This is a genomic window from Skermanella stibiiresistens SB22 (assembly GCF_000576635.1).
GTDB lineage: Bacteria > Pseudomonadota > Alphaproteobacteria > Azospirillales > Azospirillaceae > Skermanella > Skermanella stibiiresistens.
This window is the reverse complement of record NZ_AVFL01000020.1, coordinates 14,077-37,293: the sequence shown is the minus strand read 5'-3', so window position 1 is coordinate 37,293 and position 23,217 is coordinate 14,077. Positions and strand designations below refer to the sequence as shown.

Sequence of the window (23,217 nt, the reverse complement as noted above, 5' to 3'; positions counted from 1 at the left end):
TCAGAGCCCCTCGCCATGGCTGGCGAGCCCCTCGCCATGGCTGGCGAGCCAGGCGTACCAGGGTTCGAGACCGGCGCCCGTGGTCGCGGAGACCTGGAGGACGTTCAGCCCAGGCTTGACCCGCCGGGCGTTGGCGATCAGCAGATCCACGTCGAAGACCAAGTGGGGCAGCAGGTCGATCTTGTTGACCACCAGAAGGTCGGCGGTCGCGAACATGTCAGGATACTTGAGCGGCTTGTCCTCCCCCTCCGTCACCGAGACGACGACGACACGGCGGCTTTCGCCGAGATCGAAGCCGGAGGGACAAACGAGGTTTCCGACATTCTCGATGAAGAGCACGCCATCGGCGGGAGCCGGCTGGGCGCCCAGCGCCTGGGTGACCATCTGGGCGTCCAGGTGGCAGCCTTTGCCGGTGTTGACCTGGATGGCGGGGACCCCGGTCGCGCGGATGCGGTCGGCGTCGAAGCTGGTTTGCTGGTCGCCCTCGATGACGGCCAGGGGTACCGGCGCGGCCACCCGGTTGGACAGGTCGGTCAAGGTGCGGACCAGCAAGGTGGTCTTGCCCGAACCGGGGCTGGACATCAGGTTGACGGCGAAGGTGCGGGACGCCGCCAGAAGCTGACGGTTGACGGCGGCGAAGCGGTCGTTCTTGGCCAGGATGTCCTGTTCGACCCGAATCAGGCGCGTCGGATGGTCGTGGTCATGGGAGTGCCCATGGGAATGACCATGATCATGGTCGTGCCCGTGGTCATGGGAGTGTCCATGGTCATGACCATGTCCCCGCGTCGGGGCGACGCCGTCGATCCGGGTTTCACCGGGGCCGCAGCCGCAGACCGCACACATCACGAAACCTCCAGTTCAACGACACGCATCTCGTCACCGGCGACCACCATCAATTGATGGCCGCCGCAATCGGGGCAGGGCTCGCCGCGGGCGGGGATCGTCACCGTGGTCGAGCACGCCATGCAGAAGGCTTGGCCCCGCGGCCGGTCGATCAGAAGCGCCGCCCCCTCGGCCAGGCCGCCCCGCGTCACCACGTCGAAGCCGAATTCCAAGGCGTGGGGGTCGACATGCGACAGCGCGCCGACGCTCAGCCTGACCACGGCGACCCGGCTGAAGCCGTCCGCCGCCGCGCGCTCCCGGATGATGTCGAGGATGCCTTGGCACAGCGCCATCTCATGCACCGGCGTGCTCCTCCACGCTGACGTGGCAAGGAACGCAGGGGTCGAGGGCCGCGATCAGGAGACCGACCCGCGCCGGCAGATCGTCGTCGGCCGGCAGCCCGATCAGGCCGCGCGCCAGGGCGCCCCTGGGATGGAAGTTCCATTCGTTGGGGGCGACGGTCCGGTAGCCCGTGACGATGCCATGGCGGAGCGCCACCCAATGGGCCAGCCGGCCGCGCGCCGTGTCCGCCGTGCCGACGCCGCTGCCGGTGGCGTCGGAACTGGTGGAGGCGGGTGATGGCGTGTCGGATGCCTCCGCCGCGATCCGGCCCGCCGCCTCGCGCATGCGCTGGGGCAGGGCCGCCAGATCGGTGACGCGGGCGGTGAGGCGGGGCAGCAGCCCATTGCCGAAGAGGCTGGTCAGGCTCGTCATGAGGCGGGTGCCGGCTGTCCTTCCAAGGGCGCCGGTCTCGGCCGGCCGGCCATCCACGGAGGGGGCGGCGGAGAAGCCGGGATCGGCCGCCAGACGCTCGGCGAACCAATGATCCGGGAGGTCGGGCAAGGCCGGCACGCCGCTGCGCCCGAAACCCGCCATGTCATCGGTCATGACGCGGGCCAGCATGCGTGCCGCCGTGGTCCGGGATGATCGGGCCCACCTGGAAAGTTCGCCGATGTCATCGAATGTCATCATGCCGGTCCCGGCCAGCGTCTCGACCGTTCCCGAGAGGCGGTCCAGCGCGTCGTCCAACGCCGGGGCATTGGGCTTCAGCATTCCCCCGCCGGGGCGGTTCCAGTCACGCGCCGGATAGAGGGCGGGCGGAATCTCCGCGACGGCTCGGCGGGCCACCAGCAGCGCCGCGGGGTCCGGTTGCCCTCCCAGCAGGCGGGGCCAGTCCATGGTCACTTGCCAAGCGTGGCTGGCCGTCATCTCCGCTAGGATCAGCAACTCGCGCGCCGCCCGCTGGCGGGGTGACGGAAACATTCCGAGCGCCGACTCGCAGGCTCGGACGGCCGCGATGCCTTGGGCCATGCCGCACAGGCTGAACAGCATCGGCACCAGCGCCAGCACCTCGTCCATCGGGCGGCCCGTCAGCATCCGCTCCATGCCGGTGGCGCGGGTGGATCGCAGGCGCACGTCGGCGACGGTGGCGTCGATCACCACGATCTGGATGGAAAGGGTGCCTTCGACACTTGCCCGCGCGTTCATCGCCTCAGGCTCCGAAACCGCCGCGCAGCAGCCTGCGCCGGCTGAGTTCGGCGGCCGTGGCGGCGGGCACGGGTGCCGGCGGTTCCGCGGGGGGCGTCACCACCTCCTCGGGAGCGTCCTCGGGCGCCAGCAGGGCGGCCAGCGCCGCTTCGGCCGTCTGGCGGACGACGCCCTGTTCCTCGAATTCGAACATGGGGGAGAAGAGCGAGCAGGTGAGGATCGTCCCGACGCCGTCGATGTGCCCCGCCACGAACTCATAGGCGCCGGAGGGTAGCGCGTGGGTCGATTTGACGCCGTCGCGGATGGTGTCCCAAGCCCCGGGGATGGCGGGCGCCAAGACGGCGTTCATGAACCAGGGCGTCACCATGATGCCGAGCCAAGCGTCACCGTGACGGTGGAACCCGATCGCCTCGACCGCCAGACGGGCGTTGAAGACGGGGAGGTCCGCCATCTTTGACACCGCGATGTGGTGATACGCTGCGACCAGCGCCGCGGCGGGTGTCTCGGCTGGAACGGGGGCCGCCGCCGAGGTGGCGAGCATCGCCGCCGCTTGTCCGGGCGGAGCGTCCAGCACCATGAACTTATGCCGCTCGGCGTCGCAGGTCGGGCAGCGCCAATCGGCGGGCAGGTCGGCGAAGGCGGTGCCGGCGGCGACCTGCGAGACGGGGTCGCCCTCGGCCGGATCGTAGCGCGTCCAGCAGATGCCGCACTCCAGGCGGGCGCCGGGCGGAATGCGGGAGAGGTCGCCCAGGAAGGAGCCCTCGAACAATCCGCTGGCCGAGCGGCTGGCCGAACCGTTCGGATGACCCGGTGAGGCGGTCATTGGAAGTAGGCTCCGAGGATTTCGCCCAGCCGCTCGGCGCTGTCCTGGAAATCCTCCTCCGCCGCGATCAGCGCCACCGGGACATCGCCCACTTCCAGGGTGTCCAGGATGATGGTGTCCATGGCGTTGAGGTATTGGACGCTCCAGATATGTCGCTGGCCGGTCAAGGCGACCCGGCAGGTGCCGTAGCCGCGCGACACGGCCTGGACGGGACCCAGCCCCAGCGTGCCCTTGAGGAACGCCATGTCGATCTCGTTCATCGGCAGCAGCGTGAAGCTGATGACGTGGTTGCGATCGCCTGGCTGGTGGGAAGCCGTGCGCGACCGAAGCTCGGCCAGCACCGGCATGACGTTCATGCATCCGGCGGGAGCGGGACCGATCTCCAGCCGCTCCAGCGTGCCCCGGGCGGCGGCGGCCCGGACCACGCCCGGAACATCGGCGACCTCGACATGGTCGGCGATCGGCTCGCCGTCCAGGCTGAAGGTCTTGACCCGCCAGACGCCGGGCAGCACCGATTCCTGTATCTGGTATTCGCTGCCGCCGGTCACCACCATGCCGACCTCGCCCTCGCCCAAGGTCTCGTCGAGCAAGGACAGCGCCGCGTCGTCCAGCCCTGCCAGCGCGAACGGCAGGGGAGGCTTGCCCGCCTCGAACGACATCAGGGCGTCGCGGATCTCCATCAGCAGGGCCCCGACCTCCTCCAGGCCCGGGGCGCCGTCCGGCAATGTCAGCCGATCGAGCCGCCGCACGGCGGGCGGCATCCGCTGGATATCGAGGCTTTCCGTCTCCGGGGCGCCCAGGAACACGCCGGTTGGCTGTTCTTCGTCTTCCCATTTCATCGGGTGGCGCATCGTAGTCGATCCCTGTGAGGCGTTGAGGGCGGGCGCGGCGTCAGGTGTCGGATGTCAGGCGGGGGCGGGAGCCGCGAGGAACGCCCGGGTCTTCTCGACATAGGCCAGCCAATCCTGGATACGGGGGATCAGGCCGACGAACCTGCCCTCGCGCAGATAGACGAGGGTCGGCACGACCAGGACGCCGAAACGGGCCTTGAGGGCCGCCTCGTGGGCCTGATCGACGATGCCGATCCGCAGTTCGCCGGGAAAGACGCTGGCGAGTTCGCGCAGCACGACCGCCACATCGTTGCTCTCCGGCCGCTGCTTGGGATCGCCGGTGAAGAACAGGACCGCCATGCCGCTGCCGTCCAGGAAAAGATCGACCGTGTCGGCGGTGATCAACGGGCAGTGCTCGATCTCGATCAGGCGGTCGATCACCGATACGGCCATCAGGCTTGTCCTTTTGGATTTACGGGGGCTGGATTTACAGGGACTGTATTTACCGGGACGGCTTGGCGGAGGTGTTCCGGAAGCTGGGGTTCGCGATCGATCAGATCCGCGAACAGGTGCTCGAACGGATCGCCGCGCTGGGCCGCCTCCAGGGCGTCCAACGCGTCGTTGATCAGCGGCACCTCGGCGGGGTCAAGCGTTCGGATGGCGGTGTTGACATGCACCATCACCCAGGAGCCGGCGGGTAGCTCCCCGACCAACGCCAAGCTGACGTGGCGCTCCTCGCCGCGGCCGGCGCACAGAGCGGTCGGTCCATCTTCCGTCAGGACCCGCATGGGAAGGCCGATGCACATCGCGTCCCTTGTCCCGTCAGTTGAAGAAGCGGCGGTCGCCGACGCGGCAGGCGTCCTCGGCGGAGGGGCGCCCGGTCTCGTACTCGGCCAAGCCGATGCCTTCATGCATCAGCCGCTCGGCCGGGGTCGAGCGGGCGGTGGCGGGATGGCCCCACTCCGCCAGCTGGTCGAGTGCCATGGTCAGCGCCGGTTCGATCCGGGCGCGGACCGGAGCGGTCAGGCTGCCGCCGTAATCCTCCAGCTCGACCGCCTGGACCCCTATCAGCAGGATGTCGTCCAACTCGCCGCCCAGCAGTTCGGCGGCGCTCAGCACGTCCTGGAAGCCGGTCTGGTGCAGGCTCATCTTCTTGGCGCCGGTGAATTTCGGCACGTCGGCGCCGCGCACCAGCTTGAGCGTGCCCGGCGGCTCGCCATAGTCGATCGCGTCGAACACGATGACGCGCCGGGCCGCCTTGACGAAATGGACCAGATAGAGCCCCTGCGTCCCGCCATCCATCACCAGCACGTCGTCGGAAAAGCTCCAGCGGCGGTGCAGTTCCTCGACGCACCGGACGCCGAAACCCTCGTCGGCGTACAGGATGTTGCCGATGCCCAGGACGAGGACGGGACGCCCGGTCTCGATGCTCACTTGCCGTCGTCCTTGAACATCCGCCAGCCGCTGACCATCGTGCTGATCATGCTCTGCCGGCTCATGATGTCCTCGCGCACCGCGGCGTAGACGTGGATGATCACGAAGCAGATGATCACCCACATGCCGATATGATGGATGGTGTGCAGGTTCTGCGAGTTGCCGGCCAGCGGGATCACCCAGCCGAACAGCGTGTCGAACCAGGTTCCCTGACCGGCGCCCTCGGAATAGAGCGCGAAGCCGGTGACGATCATGAAGAGGCTGCCGCCGCTGTAGATCGTCACCATGGCGAGTTGGGCCAGCGGGTTGTGGCCGATGTACTTCTTGGGATAGTCGCGGAGGAAGGCGTACCACTGCGCCTCGACCAGCACCTCGCGCCAGAACTTGCCCGACCAGAACGGCAGGATGAACATCTGGCGGGCGTGGACATTGCCGACGAAGGCCCAGTAGATCCGTCCCACCATGCCGATGGCCATGACGAAGCCGGCGGTGAAATGGGCGAAGCGGATATAGCCCATCAGGAAGTGCTGGCTCGCCTCGCCCGGCAGCGACGGCAACGGCGACGCGATCAGGTAGCCGGTGGCTGCCAGCACCACGATGGCCGCCGCGTTGATCCAGTGCCACAGCCTGACCGGCCATTCGTAGACGTAGATGGCGGTCTGCCGGACCTGGAGATGGTTGCGGGCCGTCGCCAGATCGGCGATCTCGTCGTCGTCCGCGGGTTTGCCCAGGGGCGATTGATTGGCGTGAGCGGTCATGATCGCGATCCTCCGCTCAGCGCACGGTGACTTTGGTGACTTCCTGTCCGTCCGGCGCCATCACGTGGGTCGAACAGGCGAGGCACGGATCGAAGCTGTGCAGCGTGCGCAGGATCTCCAGCGGCTGCTCGGGATCGGCCATCGGCGTGTCGAGCAGCGAGGCCTCGAAGGCGCCGATATTGCCCTTGGTGTCGCGAGGGCTGCCGTTCCAGGTGGTGGGGACGACCGCCTGATAGTTCGCGATCTTGGTGTTCTCGATCCGGATCCAATGGCCCAGCGCGCCGCGCGGCGCCTCGGTGAAGCCGACACCCTTGGCCGACTTGGGCCACGACGACGGGTCCCATTTGGCGGTGTTGGCGGTGCTCTGGTCGCCGGCCTTGATGGTCTTGACCAGCTTGTCCTGGAAATACCGCAGCTTCTCCGCCGCCCAGGCGCATTCCAATCCGCGCGCCGCCGTGCGGCCCAAGGTGGAGAACAGCGCCGCGACCGGAACGTCCAGCGCCTTCAGCAGTTGGTCGACCGGCTCCTTGAACTCCGGCTTGTTCTGGGCGTAGCCGATGACGTAGCGGGCGAGCGGGCCGACCTCGACCGCGTGGCCCTTCCAGCGCGGCGACTTGATCCAGGAATACTTGGCGCCCTCGTCCAGCGCCTCGATCCGGGTCTTGGTGCCCTTGGCGTTGGGGCCGAGCACGTAGTTGGGCTCGGTGACGCCGTCCCACGGGTGCAGGCCCTTGGACTCGTCGGCGTATTTGTACCAGGAGTGATTGACGAATTCCTGGACCTGATCCGGGGCGCCCAGATCGATCTCGTGGATCTCGTCCAACTTGCCGTTGAGGATCACGCCGCGCGGCAGCAGCAGGCTCTTGTCGCCGTAGTCGTTCGCGCGTTCGGGAATGTCACCATATGACATCAGCGACGTGCTCGACAACCCGCCACCATACAGCCAGTCCTTGTAGAAGCCGGCGATGGCGATCAGGTCGGGGATGTAGACCTGGTTAACGAACTCGATCGATTGGTCGATGATCGACGACACGAGGTTGAGGCGTTCCATGTTGATGGCGCCGACGCCGCCGGTCCCGTCGATGTTGATCGGGCAGGGCACGCCACCGACCAGCCAGTTGGGGTGGGGGTTCTTGCCGCCGTAGACGGTGTGGATCTTGACGATCTCCTTCTGGAAATCGAGCGCCTCGAGATAGTGCGCGGTCGCCATCAGGTTGGCTTCGGGCGGCAGCTTGTAGGCCGGGTGACCCCAATAGGCGTTCTTGAACGGACCGAGCTGGCCGCTCTCGACGAACTTCCGCAGCCGGGCCTGGATGTCGCGGAAATATCCCGGCGACGACTTGGGCCACGGGCTGATGCTCTGGGCCAGCTCCGACGTGGCCTTGGGGTCCGCCTTGAGACCCGAGACCACGTCGACCCAATCCAGCGCGTGCAGATGGTAGAAGTGGACCAGATGGTCATGCACCTGCAGGGTCAGCTGCATGATGTTGCGGATCGTGTTGGCGTTTTCCGGGATCTTGATGTCCAGCGCGTTCTCGACCGCGCGGACCGAGGTCAAGGCGTGGGTGCCGGTGCAGACGCCGCAGATCCGCTCGGTGAAGGCCCAGGCGTCGCGCGGGTCGCGGCCCTTGAGGATCACTTCGAGCCCGCGCCACATGGTGCCGGTCGAGACCGCGTTGCGGATCACGTTGTCGCTGTCGAGATTGACCTCGACCCGCATGTGTCCTTCGATCCGCGTCACGGGATCGACCACCACCCGGCGGCCGGCGTTGTCCAGGGAAAATCCATTCGGCGTCGAAACGGTTGCCATCGCGCTGTTCCTCTAGTCCAAGTGTCGTCGCATGCGTCTTCCCGGCTATCATTCCGGGAGCGGACCGGTGGTCAGTCGTGCGATGGGGCGTTCGGATGGGGTGGAGCCTGGGTTTCGCCGGACTTCATCCGGGCGCGCTTGACGGCGCTGACGGCGGCGTGGGCGGCGATGCCGGTGCCGATGACCCCCGCGACCGTGCCGCCGATCTGGTCGGCGTTGGCCTCGATGCCGAACTGCTTGACATTGGTCAGGCGGTCATAGAACGAGCCGTTGTCCCAGAAGCCGTCCTCGGAGCAGCCGATGCAGCCGTGTCCGGACTGGATCGGGAAGGACACGCCGCCGTTCCAGCGGGTGGTCGAGCACGCATTGTAGGTGGTCGGGCCCTTGCAGCCCATCTTGTAGAGGCAATGGCCCTTCTGGGCCTGCTCGTCGTCCCACTGCTCGACGAACTGGCCGGCGTCGAAATGGGGCCGGCGGTAGCACTTGTCGTGGATGCGCTGGCTGTAGAACATCTTGGGCCGGCCCTGGCGGTCCAGTTCCGGGATCTTGTCGAAGGTCAGGATGTAGCTGACCACGCCCGTCATGACCTCGGCGATCGGCGGGCAGCCGGGCACCTTGATGATCGGCTTGTCGGTGATGACCTCGTGGACCGGTGTCGCCCGCGTCGGGTTGGGATGCGCCGCCTGAACGCAGCCCCACGAGGCGCAGGAGCCCCAGGAGATCACCGCCATGGCGTCGGAGCAGACCTCGCGCAGTTGCTCCACGAAGGGGCGGCCGCCGACGATACAGTACATGCCGTCCTCGTTGAGAGGGGGATTGCCCTCCACCGCGGCGATGTAGCGGCCCTTGTACTCGTGCCGGATCTCGTCGAGGATCGCCTCCGCCTGATGGCCGGCGGCGGCCATGATGGTGTCGTCGTAGTCCAGGCTGATCATCGACAGGACGACGTCCTTGACCAGCGGATGGGCGGAACGGATGAAGCTCTCCGAGCAGCAGGTGCATTCCAGGCCATGGAGCCAGAGCACCGGGATGCGCGGCTTGGTCTCCATCGCGTGGGCGATGCGCGGACCGAAGGCGGGCGCCAGACCCAGCGAGGCCGCCGTCAGGGAACAGAACTTGAGGAAGCTGCGGCGGCTGATCCCCTGCCGTCGGATCACATCGTAGAAGGTCTCCACCCTGGCCATCGGCCCCGTTCCTTTCGCTTATGCCCGATCCGCCGCCATCGGGGCCGGTTGTCGCCCGGCTGGCCACATACGGCGGTATTGATGTTTCGCGCTGCCGCCACACCCGATTCCCCGGCGATCCCCGAACGCGACCCTTGCTTTTCGGCTCGGTCCCGGCGATTCCTTGGAACGGTCGTTCCCTTGCCAGTCCGTACCAAGCGTGGTTCCAGCAAGGTCATAGACAATCCGTCGTGGGTCATAGGCTCACATTGATCTGGATCAACCGCGCGTGGGCAATTTTTGTTAAAATAACCCTCCCAAAGTTGCCGGCTCAGTACAGGTTGCGCAGGGGTGTTTTCACTATCTTTCTTCAGGAGACGATCACATGAGGCGAACAGGTCTCGGACTAGGGCTCGCGGCCGCCGCGTTGACGGTCATGCCGGTGGCCGCGATGGCGCACCCGGGGCACATGGAGCTGGCCGGCTTCCCACAGGGACTCGGGCATCCCTTCGGCGGCCTGGATCATCTGCTCGCCATTGTCGCGGTCGGCCTCTGGGCGGCGCAGTTGGGTGGGCGGGCGCTTTGGGCGCTGCCATTGTCCTTCGTCGGCGCGATGGTGCTGGGCGGATTGGCTGGAATGGCCGGACTGTCCCTGCCGTCGGTTGAGATCGGCATTCTGGGATCGGTTCTGGTCCTGGGCGGATTGGTGGCGTTCCAGGCGCGCCTGCCGCTGGTGGCGTCGGCCACCATCACGGCGCTGCTCGCGGTCTTCCACGGTTACGCCCACGGTGCCGAGATGCCGGCGGCGGCCTCGCCCCTGGCCTATGGCCTGGGCTTCGTGGTGGCGACCGCGCTGCTGCACGCTGTGGGCATCGGCGCGATCATGGCGATCCGCGCCGGGTTCAAGTCGGCCGCTGGCCAGATGGCGGTCCGGGGCACCGGCGCGCTGGTCGGTTTCGGCGGCTTGGCGCTGGCCCTGCTGGGCTGATCTCCGCCGCCATCGCTTTCCCCCAAGTGGGGAAGGCTCGGTCGAAGTCCCCCCACCCGACAAGTGGGGGACTTTTTCTTTGCCCATCCCATTTCCGCCCGACGAATCTCCAGGACATTTACGAAACATTCATTCGCCGATCGGTAAGGTTCGATAACCGATGGCGATCAGGCCCGGACGGCTTGGGTATCGTTGCGATCATGGAAAGCGAAACGGTCAGAAGACCGATCCAGGAGAACCTGGCCGGCACGCGCCCGGATGCCACCTACGAGGCCCTGTTCCGGCGATCGCGCGACTGCGTCACGGTGATCGATTGCACCGGTCCCGACGGAGCCCCCAACGCCTCGTCCGCCAGGACCGTCTATGTCAATCCGGCCTTCACCGAACTGACGGGATACAAGCTGGGCGACATCGCCAGCCGGCCCGCCGAGATCCTCGATGGCACCGGTTCCGACCGGCGTGAACTGGCGCGGATTCGCCGTGCCATCGCCTATGGCCGGTCGGCGCGCGCGGAGATCCAGGGGTTCGCCCGGGACGGCTGCGGCTATTGGGCCGAACTCAGCATCTCTCCAATCGACGGGCCGATCGATGGGCCGATCGGCGGAATGCCCGGCGGCCGCCACCTGTTCCTGGTGATCCAGCGGGACATCACGGAACGCCGCCAGGAGGTGGAGATCCTGCGGGACTCCAACCGGCGCCTGCAGGAAGCGATCGACTCGGTCTCGCAGGCCATCACGCTGTGGGACGCCGAGGACCGGCTCCTGCTGCACAATCGACCCTTCACGGAGCTTTTCGCGGCCACGGCCCATCTGATCAGGCCGGGCGCGCGATTCGAGCGGCTGTTGCGGGCCAATGTCCAGGCGGGCGTCTACCGGATCGACGGCGACCCGGAGGAGTGGATGCGCGCCCGGCTGGACTGGCGGCGGGGCAAGGCTTGGGATGGCGACCAGACGCTGACCCTGGCCGATGGCAGGCGTTTCCGAGTGAGCGAACATCAGACGTCGAGCGGCCATCTGGTCGCCGCCTGGATCGACGTCACGGAGATCAAGCGGGTCGAGCAGCGCTTGATGGACGCCATAGAAAGCGTCAATGAAGGTTTCGTCCTGTGGGACGCCGACCAGAAACTGGTGTTGTGCAACAGCCGGTACCGCGCCTTGTCGGCGGAGGGCGGGCAGCACCCCGCCCCGGCGCTGGTGCCCCCCGTTCCGGTTCCGGGTGGCGAGTTTTTCGGGCTGGATGGCGGATTGGATGGTGGTCACGAGGAGGAGCTGCCGGACGGGCGCTGGCTGCTGGGCAGCTATCGCCGCACGTCGGAAGGGGGCGTCGTCGGGATCAAGACCGACATCACGCTTCTGAAGCGGCAGGAGCTGAGGCTGAAGGCCAATGAGGAGAGCCTGCGCGTCCATGTCGCCGAATTGGAAGAGGCGCGCGGCCGGCTGGAGGCGCAGACCGCGGCCTTGTCGCAGCTGGCGTCGCGCTATCTGACGGCCCGCGACAACGCGGAGGAGGCCAGCCGGATCAAGTCGCAGTTCCTGGCGATGATGAGTCACGAACTGCGGACGCCTCTGAATGCCATCATCGGCTTTTCGGAAATGATCGAGACCCAGGCGCTCGGTCCCGTCGGGGTGACCCGCTATGTGGAATACGCCCGGGATGTCCACACCAGCGGCCGCCACCTGTTGGAGCTGATCAACGACATCCTCGACATGTCGAAGGTCGAGGCCGGCAAATACGTGCTGCACCGAACCGAGGTCGAGCCCGGGCGGGCGATCCGCCATTGCGTGCGGATGGTCCGGCTGCGGGCCGACGAGGCGGCGATCGACCTGATCGAGGAGGTTCCCGCCGCACTGCCCATGTTGTGGGCCGATGAGCGGGCGCTCAACCAGATCCTGCTCAACCTGTTGTCCAACGCGATCAAGTTCACCAACCGGGGAGGCAGGGTGACCATCTCGGCGGAACTCGTCGGATCGGAGCTGCGTCTGATGGTGAGCGACACCGGCATCGGCATCGCGGCCGAGGACATGGAGCGGGTCGGCACGCCGTTCGAGCAGATCGACAACAGCCACACGCGCAAGCACGCGGGAACGGGCTTGGGCCTGGCGCTGACGCGATCCTTGACGGAACTCCATGGCGGACGCCTGGAAATCAAGAGCGAACTAGGCGTCGGAACGCGCATCGGCGTGGTGCTGCCGCTGTGCCCGGTGGCCGCATGATGCTGGCGTCCGGCCCCTCGGGTCTACACACCGCAGCGCGATGCCGCCCTCGAAGAGCCCGCTCCCGATAGGAATCGGGCTATGTGGGGAGCCATGATCAAGGGTAATCCACGCTGACGATCTTGCAGATGCCGGAGAGCGCCACGACGTTCGCCGTTTCCTCGTGTCCACCGCCATAGTCCAGGGTGACGGTGTCCGATGTGCGGCCCCGGAATACCGCGATCCGGCCGGAGGCACCCTGCTTGACCAGAACGAAGTCGCCAGGGCGGAGGGGCTTGCTGGGGTCGACGTAGATCAGGCTGCCGACGGGCAGGCTGGGACTGAGCGCCGCGTCGTGGACATAGGCCGCGAATGCGTCGATGACATGACTGAGGGACGCCGGTCGTTCCGTTTCCGCCACGGCGGCTGTCATGTCGATTTCCACATCGGACGCCTTGCCGTAAACCATCAGGCGCGGACGCGTGTCTGTGCCATTGGCGACCGGCGTCTCGGGAGATACAAGTAACTCTGGCTCCCGCAGCCGGCTTTCGCCTACCCCAAGGTATTGTGCCAGCTTAATTCGCACGTCTTCCGGGAGAAAACGTGGCTTGCTCTGGAATAAATACTGATGAAAGTAGCCGTGATTTCTACCGCAGGCGATACTGGCCGCTTTCAGGGTGCTCTTGGTCCTGATCAGGGCAAGCACCGACTGACGATGACCATCCGCCCCATCCATGACCATCTTCATTGCCAACTCCCAACTGCTTCCCACGCAGTCATAACAAAAAGAAATTATGCTGTACTTTTTTATTTTTGGGCCCAGCTATAGTAAAAAATCATTAGTTAACAATGCTATCGGATGCTGTCGGACTCCGTTCCGATCCGCCGCCACCAAGGATTGGAAGTAACCATATAATGCATTAACGAATGAAATGGCTCGGAGGTGAGGGCGGGCGCTGTGCGGAATCCGAATGGAAATCCGAAATAATATGTCAAACGTGCGGCAATTTATACGCATTGGGTGGATGAGACATGGACCGAAAAGCAGGGCGGCGGGGGCGCCGTGGGGTTGCGTCCGGCCAAGGGGTACCGACTCGCGCGTGTCCGATCAGTCGCTCGAGCCGTTGAGCATCCAGACGCCGGCCACCTTGTGGAGCAGATCGATGGCGTCGCGGTCGAGGTCGACGCGCTTTTTGGAGAGCGTCAGGCCATAGAGGTCACCGTCGTCCGTCTGGCGCAGGAAGAAGACCAGGGGAGACCATGTCACCCGGTTGATGACGAGGTCGTTGATCAGGACCGGCCTCGCCGGGTGCACATGGAGGATCACTCCGGGGAGCAGGGCCGGCGCGTTGGCCATGTCGCAGATGCCGACGGCGTAGGCGCCGGGCACATCGATGAGCTGGACGGGGCAGGGGACCTTCCCGGTCGGCTTGGCGTCCTTGTGGCGGAGCGAAAGTGCCCGTCCCTCGAACAGCGGGATCTCGCGCTGCGCCACCGGAGTTTCGGCCGCGTGCTCGATGAAGGCGCGGAGCTTGCTGTCGGGTGTCAGCAGGTCGAGCGGGGTGATTCCGTAGACGCCGGCCAGCTTGATGACATGATCGGGCCTGATCGGACGCGCCCCGGATTCCAGCTTCGACAGTTCGCTCTTGGAGACGCCGCACATGCCGGCCGCCCGGGTGAGGGTGATGTTCTTCATCACACGATAACTGCGGAGACGGGTGCCGTCGTGTTCGACCTTGGTTTCCATCATCTATCTCGAAGTTTTATTGTTCGAAGGGTATTTCCACTTTACCTAAAATGCTCCAGGCGTAGAAACGAAATTCCCTTGCGATGGTGGAGGCGCCCGGCGCCAAGCTGCCCCTTTGACGGCGCTTTGCCGCCGAAATTCCCGTATCCCTTGTGAAAATGGCGGTGGACCGCGACAACATGTCCGCGGTCCAAGCGCACTCCGGTGGATCAGGTGGTGGAAACGGCGGCGCGCGCCTCGCTCACCAGCGCCTCCAGTTCGGCGGCGCGGTGGGCCGCAGTGTGGCTGGCCAGGATGCGGTCGCGGGCGCGCGCGCCCAAGGTGCGGCGATGATGATCCGTCATGCCCCGCAGGACTTCGAGCACGCTGGCCCGGTCGATCGCGATGATGATCTCCAGGCCGGGTTCGAACAGGCTGTCCAGACCCGGCCACCAATCGCTGATGATCGGGGTGCCGCAGGCGGCCGCCTCGAACAGGCGCACGCTGGGTGCCCAGCCGGCCGCGATCATGTCGGCGCGCGTGACGTTGAGCGTGAACCGCTGGGCATTGTAGAAGCCACGGTGAAGGTCGGGCGGCAGGTGTTCGATCCGCTCGACATTTGGCGGCCATTCGATCGTGTCGGGGTATCGCGGCCCGGCGACCACGAAGCGGCCATCCTTCCAGTGCCGCGCCGGCTGGACCAGCAGGCCATCCACCGTCGGCTGACGATCGTCGCTGTGGGTCCCGAGATATCCCAGGTCCCAGCGTGCCTCGCTGGGCTCCGGAAAGTAGTGCTCGGGATCGACCGAGCAGTACAGCGCCCGCGCCATCGGGGAGCCATACCGCCGTTCCAGCCGCTGGAGCGTCGGCCCGCCGGTGAACGACAGGTATATGTCATAGCGGGGGATCAGGTCGGGGCTGAGGTATTCCATGTCGCCGCGTTCCAGCTTCGCCAGGGTCACCGGGGTGTCGATGTCGTAGAAGGCGGTGACGCCGCGCGCCGTGTCGATCGCCCAACGCCCGACCTCGACCCCGTCCGGCACGAACGAGCCGACGATCACCAGGTCGGCGGCCGCGACCTCGGTGGCGAAACGGTCGCGCAGTTCGTCGAGGTCCTGATAGAGCGCGGTCCGGCAGAATGGCGGCTCGGGCAGGTCGCGCTGCGCCGCGTACCAGGGGCGGTCGGCCTCCAGGAACAGCACCTCATGGCCCCGGCCGGTCAGGGCCTTGACCAGCGCCCTGTATGTCGTCGCGTGTCCGTTGCCCCAGGACGAGGTGATGCTGAGGCCCAGGATGACGATCGACAGCGTCTCGCGGGGGGTCTCGCGGGGGGTATCGCCCAGTGCCGCCGTCATGCGAATACCGGCTTGGCGGGAGCGCCGTTCGTGAGCAGCGATTCGACCTCGCCGGCCCGGTGGGCGTAGGTGTGGGCCGACAGCATCCGGCGGCGGGCCGCCTCGCCGATGGCGCGGGAGCGCTCGGGCGTCAGATCCGCGACCAGGGCCGCGACCTCGGCGCCGTCGCGGGCGACCAGGATCTCCTCGCCCGGCGTGAGGAAAAGTTCGACACCTTCCCAGGCGTCGGTGATGACGCAGGCGCCGGCGCCGGCCGCCTCGAACACGCGGGTGGCCGGTGAGAACCCGACGGCGGCCATGCTGTCGCGGGCGACGTTGAGAACGGCCAGCGCCGAGCGGTTCACCGCGTTGTGGTCGGCGGTATAGACGTGGCCGATATAGTTGACGTTGGCCGGCATCGGCTTGTCGCCCCAGCCGCTGCCGCCGAGCAGGAACCGGCGTTCCAGCGAGCGGGCGGCGGCCTTGAGGAAGAACTCCTCGACGCGGGCCTCGCGGTCGGGCAGGCGGTTCGCCATGAAGCTGAGATCGGCGGCGAAGCGCGGATCGGGCGGAACGGGGTGGTGCGTCTCGGGATCGAGCGCGTTGTAGATCGGAATGCAGTCGCGCGCGCCGATCGCGCGATAGGCCTGGATCACGGGATCGCCGCCGCCATAGGTCAGCACCATGTCGTATTCGGGGATCAGCGGGCGCAGGGTATCGGACGGGTCCCCGCGCATCGACGCCAGCGTGGCGGGCGCGTCGACGTCCCAGAAGATCACGCGGGCGTCCGGGCGGCGGACCTCCAGCACGCCCGCCTCCAGCAAGGCGTCGAAAACGCCGACGCCGCTGGCCTTGACGATGACGTCGGCGTTTCGGCCTTGATCCAGCGCGCGCCTAGCGCTCGCCTCGTCGTTGGCGTAGACCACGACCTTCGCCCAGGCGGGGTCGGGGATGTCGCGGTGGCTTTGGCGTTCGTAGGCGTCCGGCTCGTAGAAGGTGACGCGGTGGCCGCGCTCGGCCAGCGCCCGGATGATGCCCCTATAATAGGTCGCGGCGCCGTTCCAATAGGCGGAGACCAAGCTGGACCCGTAGAACGAGATGTCGAGCCCGGCCATCAGCGCGCCTCCACCAGCAGGGGGTTCCGCTGATTGAGGCCGCGGCAGATCTCCAGCAGCTCCTCGGCGCGGTGGCCACAGGTGTGGCGGGATTGGATGGTCTCGTAGCCGCTCCGCGCGAGCGAGGCGGACAGGTCGAGATCATTCAGGACATCACGCAGATGCTTGGTCATTTCGGCACCGTCACGGGCTATCAGGTAGTCGTTGCCGGGGCGGAACAATCCCTCGGCGTCGTCCCAGGGCGAGCAGACCAGCGGGATGCCGCAGGCCAGCGCCTCGAACGGGCGGATCGTCGGAATGCCGCGCAACTGCTCCACATAGGGGCGGCGCGGGATGTGGACCGTCACGGGGAAGCGGGCGAAGGCGTCGGGCGCCTCGTGGTTGGGCAGGTATCCGGCGTATTCGGCGCCGGCCAGTGCTATCGCCGCCTTCGCGTCTCCGGGATAGCGGACACCATGGATGCGCGCCTTGATCCGGAGTTGGCGGATCGGCAGCAAAAGGAACTCGCCCAACTCGACCGAGCGCTCGCCGTCGCCCCAATTTCCGATCCAGACCAGATCGCCCTCGCGCGGGCGGCCGGGCAGCGGGCGGAACAGGGCGGTGTCGGCCGCCTCGTGCCACGTCCAAGCGCGCTTGCCCCAGCCCATGCTCAGGTAGATCTCGCGGATCACCTCGCCATAGGCGAGGACACCGTCGTAGGCGGTGAGGTCATAGGCCGCCATCGCCTTGGGGTCGGTGACGGAGCGGTGATGGGTGTCGTGGAACAGCAGGTGGAAGCGGGCGCCGGCGGCGCGCTTGCGGCCAATCCGGGCGACCAGATCATGGTCGTTCCATTCATGCACGATCACCACGTCGGCGCCGTCCAGCGCGCGGTCGAGATCGAGCGTCGCCAGATCGTAGCTGGTCGAGCCCATGCCGGGGAAGACCGTGGCGAAGCGGGTGACGGCCTCGACGCCCTGGTCGGCGATCAGGTTTTGCAGGCTCCAGCTCTGGCGCGGCTCGAACACTTGGACCTGATGGCCCCGGGAGGTCAGTTCGCGGATGACGCCGCGCAGGAAATGGGCGTTGCCGTGATTCCAGTCGGACACCAGCGAGTGGGTGAAATAGACGAAGCGCATGGGTCCCCGCGTGGTTTGAGGATCAGCGGCCCAGCGGAACGGCGGCGATTTCGCGGTGAGGCGTGACAGGTCGCGGTGCGTCCACCAGGTCGGCGTAGACGTCGAGGTAACGCGCGACCATGCGTTCCGTGCCATAGCCGCGGGCGCGCTGGCGCGCCGCCGTGGCCAATCCGCGCAGGCGGTCGGGCTCGGCGATCAGGCGGCGCAACTCGCGGCTGAGCGTGGCGGGCTCGTCAGGTGGGACGAAGACGGCGGCGCCGGTCCACAACTCCCGCAGGCTCGGCAGATCGCCCAGCACCAGGGCGCACCCCGACATCGCGGCTTCCAGGATCGACAGGCCAAACGGTTCGTAGCGGGCGGGCAGCGCGAAGATCGACGCCCTGCCATAGCGGTCCGCCAGTTCTTCGGGACCGAGTTGGCCCAGCCGCCGCAGGTTGGCGGTGGGAGCGTCCTCGGTCGAGCCACCGTTGGGGCTCCGCCACGATCCGGCGACCTCGACCGGCCAGTCCAGCTCCGCCGCGACGCCGTCGAGGACACGGATGTTCTTGGCCTCGTCCCAGATACGGCCCACGCTGATGATCGACGGCTCCTTCTCGACCCGCGCCTGCCAGTTGGCGGAGTTCCGGCCGTTCCAGATCACCTTGCCGTTCACGATCGGCCCATAATGGGTCTCCAGCGCGTCGAGCATCGCCTGGGTCGGCGCCACCACCGCGCCCGCCGCGACCAGCCCCGCCGAGACCCGGTCGGCATAGGGCCGCCAGTTGGTGGGCGCCTCGGCGTCGTGAACCGCCCGCCACCATGACAGCACGCAGGAATGGCCGACCACCAGCACGGGCTTGTTCCAGGGCAGGGCCGCGTGGGCGTAGCCGTTGAGGTGGATGACGTCGGGCTTGACGTGGTCGGCCAAGTCGAGCAGCCAGTCGCCGGCCGGCGCCATGTCGGACTCGGCCCCCTCCATCCATTCCAATTTGAAATCGCCGTGGCGCAGGTCGAGCCCCTGGACCGAGGTCGCCTGGGCGCGCTGGGTCGGCGAGGGAGCCGGCCCCATCACCGCCAGCGTGACCCGGATGCCCCGGAGCGCCAAGCCGCGCGCCAGTTCCAACGCGTAGTCCCAGACACCGCCGACCGCGTCGGCCGTCATCAGGATCCGGCGGGGATTGCCCATTGGGGTGGATGGGAGGGGATACGGGAAGGCCATGGTCAGCGCGTGCCCGAACCGGCCAGATCCAACTCCAGCTCCCGCAACGGCAAGGGCCGCTGGTCCTGGATGTCGCTGAAATCGACATGGTGGTTCAGATAATAATCGAGCGCCCGTTCCCACGCCTGATCGTCCGGGAGACCCCACAGCTTGCGGTAATCGGGCGAGCCGGGATAGGGGAACAGGGGCACCGGTTCGTTGGCCCAGACACCGTGTTCGAGCAATCGCTTCCGCCACGCCTCGACCGTTGCGTCGTCGTCGTCGCCGGCCGCGATCAGGTTGGCCTGGACGAAGGACACGTGCCGCTTGGCGAAGATCAGCCGGTCGGTCAACTCGTCGGTCGACATGCGGCAGTTCTTGTCCAGCGCCTGCCGTCCTTCGGGCGTCAGGCTCTCCACCCCGGCCTCGATCGAGACGCAGCCGGCGCGGCCCAGCAGTTCCAGCATCGGCTCCTTCCACAGGTCGATGCGGGTCTGGACGCCGAATCTGATCGTCCGTTCGGCAAGCGCCTCCAGCAGCTCGGCGTTGGGCAGGAATATCTCGTCGATGAAGTAGATATACTCGACGCCCTGCGCGATCAGGCGGTCAAGCTCCTCCAGGATCACCGGCAGCGGGCGCTTCCGGTACTTGTCGCGGAAGTTCTCCTTGGCGCAGAACGAGCAGCGATAAGGGCAGCCGCGCGACGTCTCCATCTCGGCGCCCGGTCCGGCCGGGGCGTTGTCGAAGCGGTGATGGTGGTGATGGTGGCGGTTGACCCACTCGTCCGGCCAGGACAGTGCCGGCAGGTCGGTGAAACGCGAGGCGAACGGACCGCCATTGACCCTGGGATTATCGCGTGGGCCGAAGCAGAGCGAGGGGATGCCTTCCCAGGGCTCGGTCGCCAGCCGGGGCAGCAACTCCTCGCATTCGCCCATCACGACGACATCGACGCCCAGCTTGGCGTAGGCGGCGCGGGGCGTGGTCGATCCATGCGGGCCAACGGCGACCAAGGTGCCGCCGATATCGGCCACGGCCTTCAGCACCTCCTGCGGCACCCGCAGTTCCGGTGGCGCGCACCGCCAGAAGAGATAGCTGGGAGCGGTCGTCACCACGGTGAAGTCCGGCGCGTAGGCGGTGACGCGGTCGCGGATCTCCTCCAGCCCGAGGTTCATCAGCTGTCCGTCGATGATCAACGCCTCGTGGCCGGCGCGCTCGATCAGGGCTTTGGAATAGCCGAACTCCAGCGGCAGATGCGCCTCGCGGCAGCCGAAATAGATGCTGCCGTCGAAGTTCCAGTTGGGATTGACCAGCGCGAACCTCATGACGCCGCCCTCCGCTCGATCACGGGCTCGATCGCCGAATCGATCAACGGCTGGGCGACGCGGTTCTCGGTCAGCCAGTCCGCGAGGCGATCGATGCCCTCCGCCACCCCAACGCTGGGGCGCCATCCGGTCGCGGTCCCGAAGCCGGCGGTGTCCGACACGTAGTAGAGCTGGTCACCCGGCCGCCAGGGGCCGAAGCTGATATCGGGCATCCGGCCGGTGGTGGCGCCGATCCGCTCCAGCAACTCGATCAGACTGGTGGCGTTGGCCGGGCCGCCACCGATGTTGAAGGCCTTGCCGCGGATCGCCGGCATGTGCTCCTGGGCCGCCATGAAGGCGTCGACCAAGTCGTCGACGAACAGGATGTCGCGGACTTGCCGGCCATCGCCATACAGGGTGATCGGTTCCCCCTGGAGCGCCCGGATCAGGAAATGGGCCACCCAGCCCTGATCCTCGGTGCCGAACTGGTGAGGACCATAGATGCAGCTCATGCGGAAGACCGCCGTGGGCAGGTCGTAGGTCCGCGAATAGTCCAACACGTATTGGTCGGCGCTGCCCTTGGACGCGCCATAGGGGCTATAGAAGTCCAGCGGCCGCGACTCGTCGATGCCATGCGCGCGGATCTCCAGATCGGCTGGCGCGTAATGCTCTCCCTCCAGCCGCAACTCGACATCGGCGAGCTTGCCATAGACCTTGTTGGTCGAGGTGAACACCAGCGGCGGCGGCTCGGGCTGGGCGCGCATGGCTTCCAGCAGGTTGACGGTGCCACGCGCGTTGATCTCGAAATCCGTGATCGGGTCGACCAGGCTGGTGGTCACCGCCACTTGGGCCGCGAAGTGGAACATCTTGCCGGCGCGGGCCACCGCCTCGCCCAGCACGTGCGGATCGCGGATGTCGGCCAGCTCGAACGTCACGGCGCCGCCATGGGTCGCTTTCAGCCACTCGATGTTCCGTTCGACGCCGGCGCGCGACAGGTTGTCGTAGACGACGACGCGGTGGCCCTCGCGGACCAGCCGGTCGGCCAGATTTGTGCCGATGAAGCCGGCGCCCCCCGTGATGACCACGGGCTTGCCGGCGCCGTCCAGCGAAGCCGGGCGCGGCGATCCCGGCCTACCCAGACGATCAACCGCGCGGACATGCCCGATGCCGCCGGTTTCCAGCAGGCGCCCCAGCAGCTTGGGCGAGCCATCGGCGCGGAGGATCCCCAGCGCGTAATCGCGCTCGTCGGCGTGGAAGCCGGTCGGACCCACCTCCGTCGCCGCCAAGTCGGCCAGCGACGACCAGTAGACCCGGTCGACGGGAGCCTCGGTGGTGGCCAGGAAAGCACGGATCTGGCCGCGCTCGTCATGCCTCCAGGTGGAGAAGCCGGTCGCGGTGATCCACAGCGGCAGGTCGCGGCGAAGCCCGGCCAGCGCCTCGCGGTAACCGCCGATGATCGTGTCCCAGCCGTGCCAGGAAGCGTCGCCGGTGCCGGAGAACGCGGTGATGCCGATGGCGTCGAACGCCGACAGAGCGCCCCGATCCGCCAGCGGTTCGAGCGTCGCCGGATCGAGGCCGCTCAACACGACCTTGAGACCGGCCCGCCGCAGGACCTCCGCGACACCGGCGATGGACGAGGCTTTGGCCGGTGTCGCGGCGATCTCGACCCATTCCAGCATCGGCGCGGCGGCGGCGAGGAGGGCTTCGGCGTCGCCGTCATCGAGCGCGTCATCAAGGTTCAGGCAGGGCAGCACGTCGAACTCGGTCGCCAGCCGCGGCAGAAGCCAGCCGGTGGCGGCGTCATCCGAGACCGACACGCGCAGCCGGCGCACGCCCAGCCGCTTCAGCGTGGCGATGGTCCGTTCGACGTGATCCCGATCCTCGGGATGGAAATCCACTGTGAAACCGGGAAGGTCGGCGGCTTGGTTCCCGGGTAGCTCCCGGTCGCCGATCATGCGGACAATCCCCGGGCGACCAATTCGCGGCTGGCCTGATCGACGCGATCGACGGCGATCTGGCCATCCAGCCAGACCGCCAGTTCGACCATGCCGTCACCCATCGACATTTCCGGCCGATAGCCCAGGATTCGGTGCGCCTTGCCGATGTCGGCGAAGCAATGGCGGATATCGCCCATCCGGAACTTCTTGGTGAGGGTAGGTGCTATCCGCGACTTTCCGAGCGAGGCGCCCAGCTGTTCGGCGACCTCGACCACGCTGATGCTCTCACCACTGCCGATGTTGAAGGTCTCGCCGGCGGCGCCCTCGGCGTGCAGCGCCAAATGGCAGGCGCGCGCCACGTCGGAGACATGCACGAAGTCGCGGCGCTGGAGCCCATCCTCGAAGATCATCGGCGAATTGCCGTTGAGCAGGCGGGACGCGAAGATCGCCAGGACGCCGGTATAGGGATTAGACAGCGCCTGCCTTGTGCCGAAAACGTTGAAGAACCGCATCGCCACGGTCGGGATGTCATAGGCCTGACCGATCATCAGGCACATCCGTTCCTGGACGTATTTGTTGAGCGCGTAGACCGATGACAGGGTCGGAGCCTTGTCCTCGGTGGTCGGAACCGGGGTGATCTCGCCGCCATCGGGTCCCATAGGCTCCCAGCGGCCGGCCTTGAGGTCGGCGAGACCGCGTTCGGACGGCGTCACGATCGCGCCCTTGGCGTCGCGGTAAAGCCCCTCGCCGTAGATGCTCATGCTGCTGGCGACCACCAGGCGTTCCACCGGGCGCTCGATCAGCGCCTGCAGCAGGACGGCGGTACCCAGATCGTTGACGCCGACATAATCGTCGATCTGGTACATGCTCTGGCCAACGCCGACCATGGCGGCGAAATGGTAGACCGCGTCAGCGCCATCCAGCACCGACTTGACCGCGATGGGATCGCGCACATCGCCGACGATCAGCTCGATATCACGGTTCAGGTAGGCCGGGCGGGTAGCACCGGGGCCGTGTACCTGCTCGGACAGATTGTCCAGAACCCGCACCCGATGGCCCGAGGCCATGAGTTCATCGGCTAGATGCGAGCCTATGAAGCCCGCGCCGCCAGTGATGAGTACCGTCTTTGACATAAGATTGT

The 23,217-nt window shown here is 66.9% G+C and carries 22 protein-coding genes; 2 read left to right on the top strand and 20 right to left on the bottom strand.

Features of this window, described 5'->3' with window-relative positions:
• The 11 genes from hypB to N825_RS23280 form a co-directional block, all read right to left on the bottom strand.
• Entirely contained in the window at nt 1–843 is an 843-nt protein-coding gene (gene hypB / locus N825_RS23330) for a hydrogenase nickel incorporation protein HypB (protein WP_051512818.1), read from the bottom strand.
• Complete coding sequence (locus N825_RS23325) at nt 843–1,175, bottom strand: hydrogenase maturation nickel metallochaperone HypA/HybF (protein ID WP_037457595.1); 333 nt, start codon at nt 1,173–1,175, stop codon at nt 843–845. The genes hypB and N825_RS23325 overlap by 1 nt, the downstream gene beginning before the upstream one ends.
• A gap of 1 nt (nt 1,176) precedes the next feature.
• Nucleotides 1,177–2,370 (bottom strand): nickel-dependent hydrogenase large subunit, encoded by a 1,194-nt coding sequence (locus N825_RS23320; protein ID WP_037457593.1) that lies wholly within the window; start codon nt 2,368–2,370, stop codon nt 1,177–1,179.
• A gap of 4 nt (nt 2,371–2,374) precedes the next feature.
• Nucleotides 2,375–3,193 carry a [NiFe]-hydrogenase assembly chaperone HybE gene (gene hybE / locus N825_RS23315; protein ID WP_051512816.1) on the bottom strand — a complete coding sequence of 273 codons (819 nt, stop codon included), beginning with the start codon at nt 3,191–3,193 and terminating at the stop codon, nt 2,375–2,377.
• Nucleotides 3,190–4,032 carry a hydrogenase expression/formation protein gene (locus N825_RS23310; protein ID WP_051512815.1) on the bottom strand — a complete coding sequence of 281 codons (843 nt, stop codon included), beginning with the start codon at nt 4,030–4,032 and terminating at the stop codon, nt 3,190–3,192. The genes hybE and N825_RS23310 overlap by 4 nt, the downstream gene beginning before the upstream one ends.
• Before the next feature lie 66 nt (nt 4,033–4,098).
• On the bottom strand, nt 4,099–4,476 hold the full coding sequence (locus N825_RS23305; RefSeq protein ID WP_037457590.1) for a thioredoxin domain-containing protein: 378 nt from the start codon (nt 4,474–4,476) through the stop codon (nt 4,099–4,101).
• Nucleotides 4,476–4,829: a HypC/HybG/HupF family hydrogenase formation chaperone gene (locus tag N825_RS23300; RefSeq protein ID WP_051512814.1), complete on the bottom strand. Its 354-nt coding sequence runs from the start codon at nt 4,827–4,829 to the stop codon at nt 4,476–4,478. The genes N825_RS23305 and N825_RS23300 overlap by 1 nt, the downstream gene beginning before the upstream one ends.
• Nucleotides 4,830–4,845: 16 nt before the next feature.
• Nucleotides 4,846–5,457 (bottom strand): HyaD/HybD family hydrogenase maturation endopeptidase, encoded by a 612-nt coding sequence (locus tag N825_RS39095; protein ID WP_198038864.1) that lies wholly within the window; start codon nt 5,455–5,457, stop codon nt 4,846–4,848.
• Nucleotides 5,454–6,215: a Ni/Fe-hydrogenase, b-type cytochrome subunit gene (cybH, locus tag N825_RS39090; protein WP_157619498.1), complete on the bottom strand. Its 762-nt coding sequence runs from the start codon at nt 6,213–6,215 to the stop codon at nt 5,454–5,456. The genes N825_RS39095 and cybH overlap by 4 nt, the downstream gene beginning before the upstream one ends.
• A 16-nt stretch (nt 6,216–6,231) precedes the next feature.
• The gene (locus N825_RS23285; protein ID WP_037457589.1) at nt 6,232–8,025 is read right to left on the bottom strand and encodes a nickel-dependent hydrogenase large subunit; all 1,794 of its coding nucleotides are present in this window, start codon (nt 8,023–8,025) and stop codon (nt 6,232–6,234) included.
• Between the two features lie 71 nt (nt 8,026–8,096).
• Nucleotides 8,097–9,209, bottom strand: coding sequence for a hydrogenase small subunit (locus tag N825_RS23280; protein WP_037457588.1), 1,113 nt, complete (start codon nt 9,207–9,209; stop codon nt 8,097–8,099).
• Between the two features lie 364 nt (nt 9,210–9,573).
• Between N825_RS23280 and N825_RS23275 the strand changes: the two genes are divergently transcribed.
• Both N825_RS23275 and N825_RS36820 read left to right on the top strand, forming a co-directional pair.
• Nucleotides 9,574–10,176, top strand: a complete 603-nt coding sequence (locus N825_RS23275; RefSeq protein ID WP_037457587.1) for a HupE/UreJ family protein — start codon at nt 9,574–9,576, stop codon at nt 10,174–10,176.
• Nucleotides 10,177–10,376: 200 nt separating this feature from the next.
• Nucleotides 10,377–12,389, top strand: coding sequence for a PAS domain-containing sensor histidine kinase (locus N825_RS36820; protein ID WP_051512813.1), 2,013 nt, complete (start codon nt 10,377–10,379; stop codon nt 12,387–12,389).
• 97 nt (nt 12,390–12,486) lie between these two features.
• Here N825_RS36820 and N825_RS39085 read toward each other — a convergent pair whose 3' ends face one another.
• From N825_RS39085 to N825_RS23225, 9 genes are all read right to left on the bottom strand, one after another.
• Nucleotides 12,487–13,116, bottom strand: a complete 630-nt coding sequence (locus N825_RS39085; protein WP_157619497.1) for a S24/S26 family peptidase — start codon at nt 13,114–13,116, stop codon at nt 12,487–12,489.
• 360 nt (nt 13,117–13,476) lie between these two features.
• Nucleotides 13,477–14,118, bottom strand: coding sequence for a helix-turn-helix domain-containing protein (locus tag N825_RS23260; protein WP_037457585.1), 642 nt, complete (start codon nt 14,116–14,118; stop codon nt 13,477–13,479).
• Between the two features lie 206 nt (nt 14,119–14,324).
• Nucleotides 14,325–15,449, bottom strand: a complete 1,125-nt coding sequence (locus tag N825_RS23255; protein WP_084164996.1) for a CgeB family protein — start codon at nt 15,447–15,449, stop codon at nt 14,325–14,327.
• Nucleotides 15,446–16,543, bottom strand: coding sequence for a CgeB family protein (locus N825_RS23250; protein WP_037457584.1), 1,098 nt, complete (start codon nt 16,541–16,543; stop codon nt 15,446–15,448). The genes N825_RS23255 and N825_RS23250 overlap by 4 nt, the downstream gene beginning before the upstream one ends.
• Nucleotides 16,543–17,661, bottom strand: coding sequence for a CgeB family protein (locus tag N825_RS23245; RefSeq protein WP_037457582.1), 1,119 nt, complete (start codon nt 17,659–17,661; stop codon nt 16,543–16,545). Before N825_RS23245 ends, N825_RS23250 begins: the two co-directional genes overlap by 1 nt.
• 22 nt (nt 17,662–17,683) lie before the next feature.
• Nucleotides 17,684–18,802: a glycosyltransferase family 4 protein gene (locus N825_RS23240; RefSeq protein WP_084165012.1), complete on the bottom strand. Its 1,119-nt coding sequence runs from the start codon at nt 18,800–18,802 to the stop codon at nt 17,684–17,686.
• Nucleotides 18,803–18,861: 59 nt separating this feature from the next.
• Nucleotides 18,862–20,160 carry a TIGR04295 family B12-binding domain-containing radical SAM protein gene (locus tag N825_RS23235; protein ID WP_037457581.1) on the bottom strand — a complete coding sequence of 433 codons (1,299 nt, stop codon included), beginning with the start codon at nt 20,158–20,160 and terminating at the stop codon, nt 18,862–18,864.
• The gene (locus tag N825_RS23230; protein ID WP_051512811.1) at nt 20,157–22,094 is read right to left on the bottom strand and encodes an SDR family NAD(P)-dependent oxidoreductase; all 1,938 of its coding nucleotides are present in this window, start codon (nt 22,092–22,094) and stop codon (nt 20,157–20,159) included. The genes N825_RS23235 and N825_RS23230 overlap by 4 nt, the downstream gene beginning before the upstream one ends.
• The gene (locus tag N825_RS23225) at nt 22,091–23,209 is read right to left on the bottom strand and encodes an SDR family NAD(P)-dependent oxidoreductase (RefSeq protein ID WP_037457579.1); all 1,119 of its coding nucleotides are present in this window, start codon (nt 23,207–23,209) and stop codon (nt 22,091–22,093) included. The genes N825_RS23230 and N825_RS23225 overlap by 4 nt, the downstream gene beginning before the upstream one ends.
• Nucleotides 23,210–23,217 lie beyond the last annotated feature (8 nt).

What these genes read in the sequence shown, in the direction of transcription:
- N825_RS23285 (WP_037457589.1), bottom strand. Translation starts at nt 8,025, where the DNA reads ATGGCAACCGTTTCGACGCCGAATGGATTTTCCCTGGACAACGCCGGC.
- N825_RS23235 (WP_037457581.1), bottom strand. Translation starts at nt 20,160, where the DNA reads ATGAGGTTCGCGCTGGTCAATCCCAACTGGAACTTCGACGGCAGCATC.
- N825_RS23320 (WP_037457593.1), bottom strand. Translation starts at nt 2,370, where the DNA reads ATGAACGCGCGGGCAAGTGTCGAAGGCACCCTTTCCATCCAGATCGTG.
- N825_RS23325 (WP_037457595.1), bottom strand. Translation starts at nt 1,175, where the DNA reads ATGGCGCTGTGCCAAGGCATCCTCGACATCATCCGGGAGCGCGCGGCG.
- N825_RS23310 (WP_051512815.1), bottom strand. Translation starts at nt 4,032, where the DNA reads ATGAAATGGGAAGACGAAGAACAGCCAACCGGCGTGTTCCTGGGCGCC.
- N825_RS23300 (WP_051512814.1), bottom strand. Translation starts at nt 4,829, where the DNA reads ATGTGCATCGGCCTTCCCATGCGGGTCCTGACGGAAGATGGACCGACC.
- N825_RS23240 (WP_084165012.1), bottom strand. Translation starts at nt 18,802, where the DNA reads ATGACGGCCGACGCGGTCGGCGGTGTCTGGGACTACGCGTTGGAACTG.
- N825_RS39085 (WP_157619497.1), bottom strand. Translation starts at nt 13,116, where the DNA reads ATGAAGATGGTCATGGATGGGGCGGATGGTCATCGTCAGTCGGTGCTT.
- N825_RS23260 (WP_037457585.1), bottom strand. Translation starts at nt 14,118, where the DNA reads ATGATGGAAACCAAGGTCGAACACGACGGCACCCGTCTCCGCAGTTAT.
- hybE (WP_051512816.1), bottom strand. Translation starts at nt 3,193, where the DNA reads ATGACCGCCTCACCGGGTCATCCGAACGGTTCGGCCAGCCGCTCGGCC.
- N825_RS23225 (WP_037457579.1), bottom strand. Translation starts at nt 23,209, where the DNA reads ATGTCAAAGACGGTACTCATCACTGGCGGCGCGGGCTTCATAGGCTCG.
- cybH (WP_157619498.1), bottom strand. Translation starts at nt 6,215, where the DNA reads ATGACCGCTCACGCCAATCAATCGCCCCTGGGCAAACCCGCGGACGAC.
- N825_RS36820 (WP_051512813.1), top strand. Translation starts at nt 10,377, where the DNA reads ATGGAAAGCGAAACGGTCAGAAGACCGATCCAGGAGAACCTGGCCGGC.
- N825_RS23255 (WP_084164996.1), bottom strand. Translation starts at nt 15,449, where the DNA reads ATGACGGCGGCACTGGGCGATACCCCCCGCGAGACCCCCCGCGAGACG.
- N825_RS23245 (WP_037457582.1), bottom strand. Translation starts at nt 17,661, where the DNA reads ATGCGCTTCGTCTATTTCACCCACTCGCTGGTGTCCGACTGGAATCAC.
- N825_RS23275 (WP_037457587.1), top strand. Translation starts at nt 9,574, where the DNA reads ATGAGGCGAACAGGTCTCGGACTAGGGCTCGCGGCCGCCGCGTTGACG.
- N825_RS23305 (WP_037457590.1), bottom strand. Translation starts at nt 4,476, where the DNA reads ATGGCCGTATCGGTGATCGACCGCCTGATCGAGATCGAGCACTGCCCG.
- N825_RS23230 (WP_051512811.1), bottom strand. Translation starts at nt 22,094, where the DNA reads ATGATCGGCGACCGGGAGCTACCCGGGAACCAAGCCGCCGACCTTCCC.
- hypB (WP_051512818.1), bottom strand. Translation starts at nt 843, where the DNA reads ATGTGTGCGGTCTGCGGCTGCGGCCCCGGTGAAACCCGGATCGACGGC.
- N825_RS23280 (WP_037457588.1), bottom strand. Translation starts at nt 9,209, where the DNA reads ATGGCCAGGGTGGAGACCTTCTACGATGTGATCCGACGGCAGGGGATC.
- N825_RS23250 (WP_037457584.1), bottom strand. Translation starts at nt 16,543, where the DNA reads ATGGCCGGGCTCGACATCTCGTTCTACGGGTCCAGCTTGGTCTCCGCC.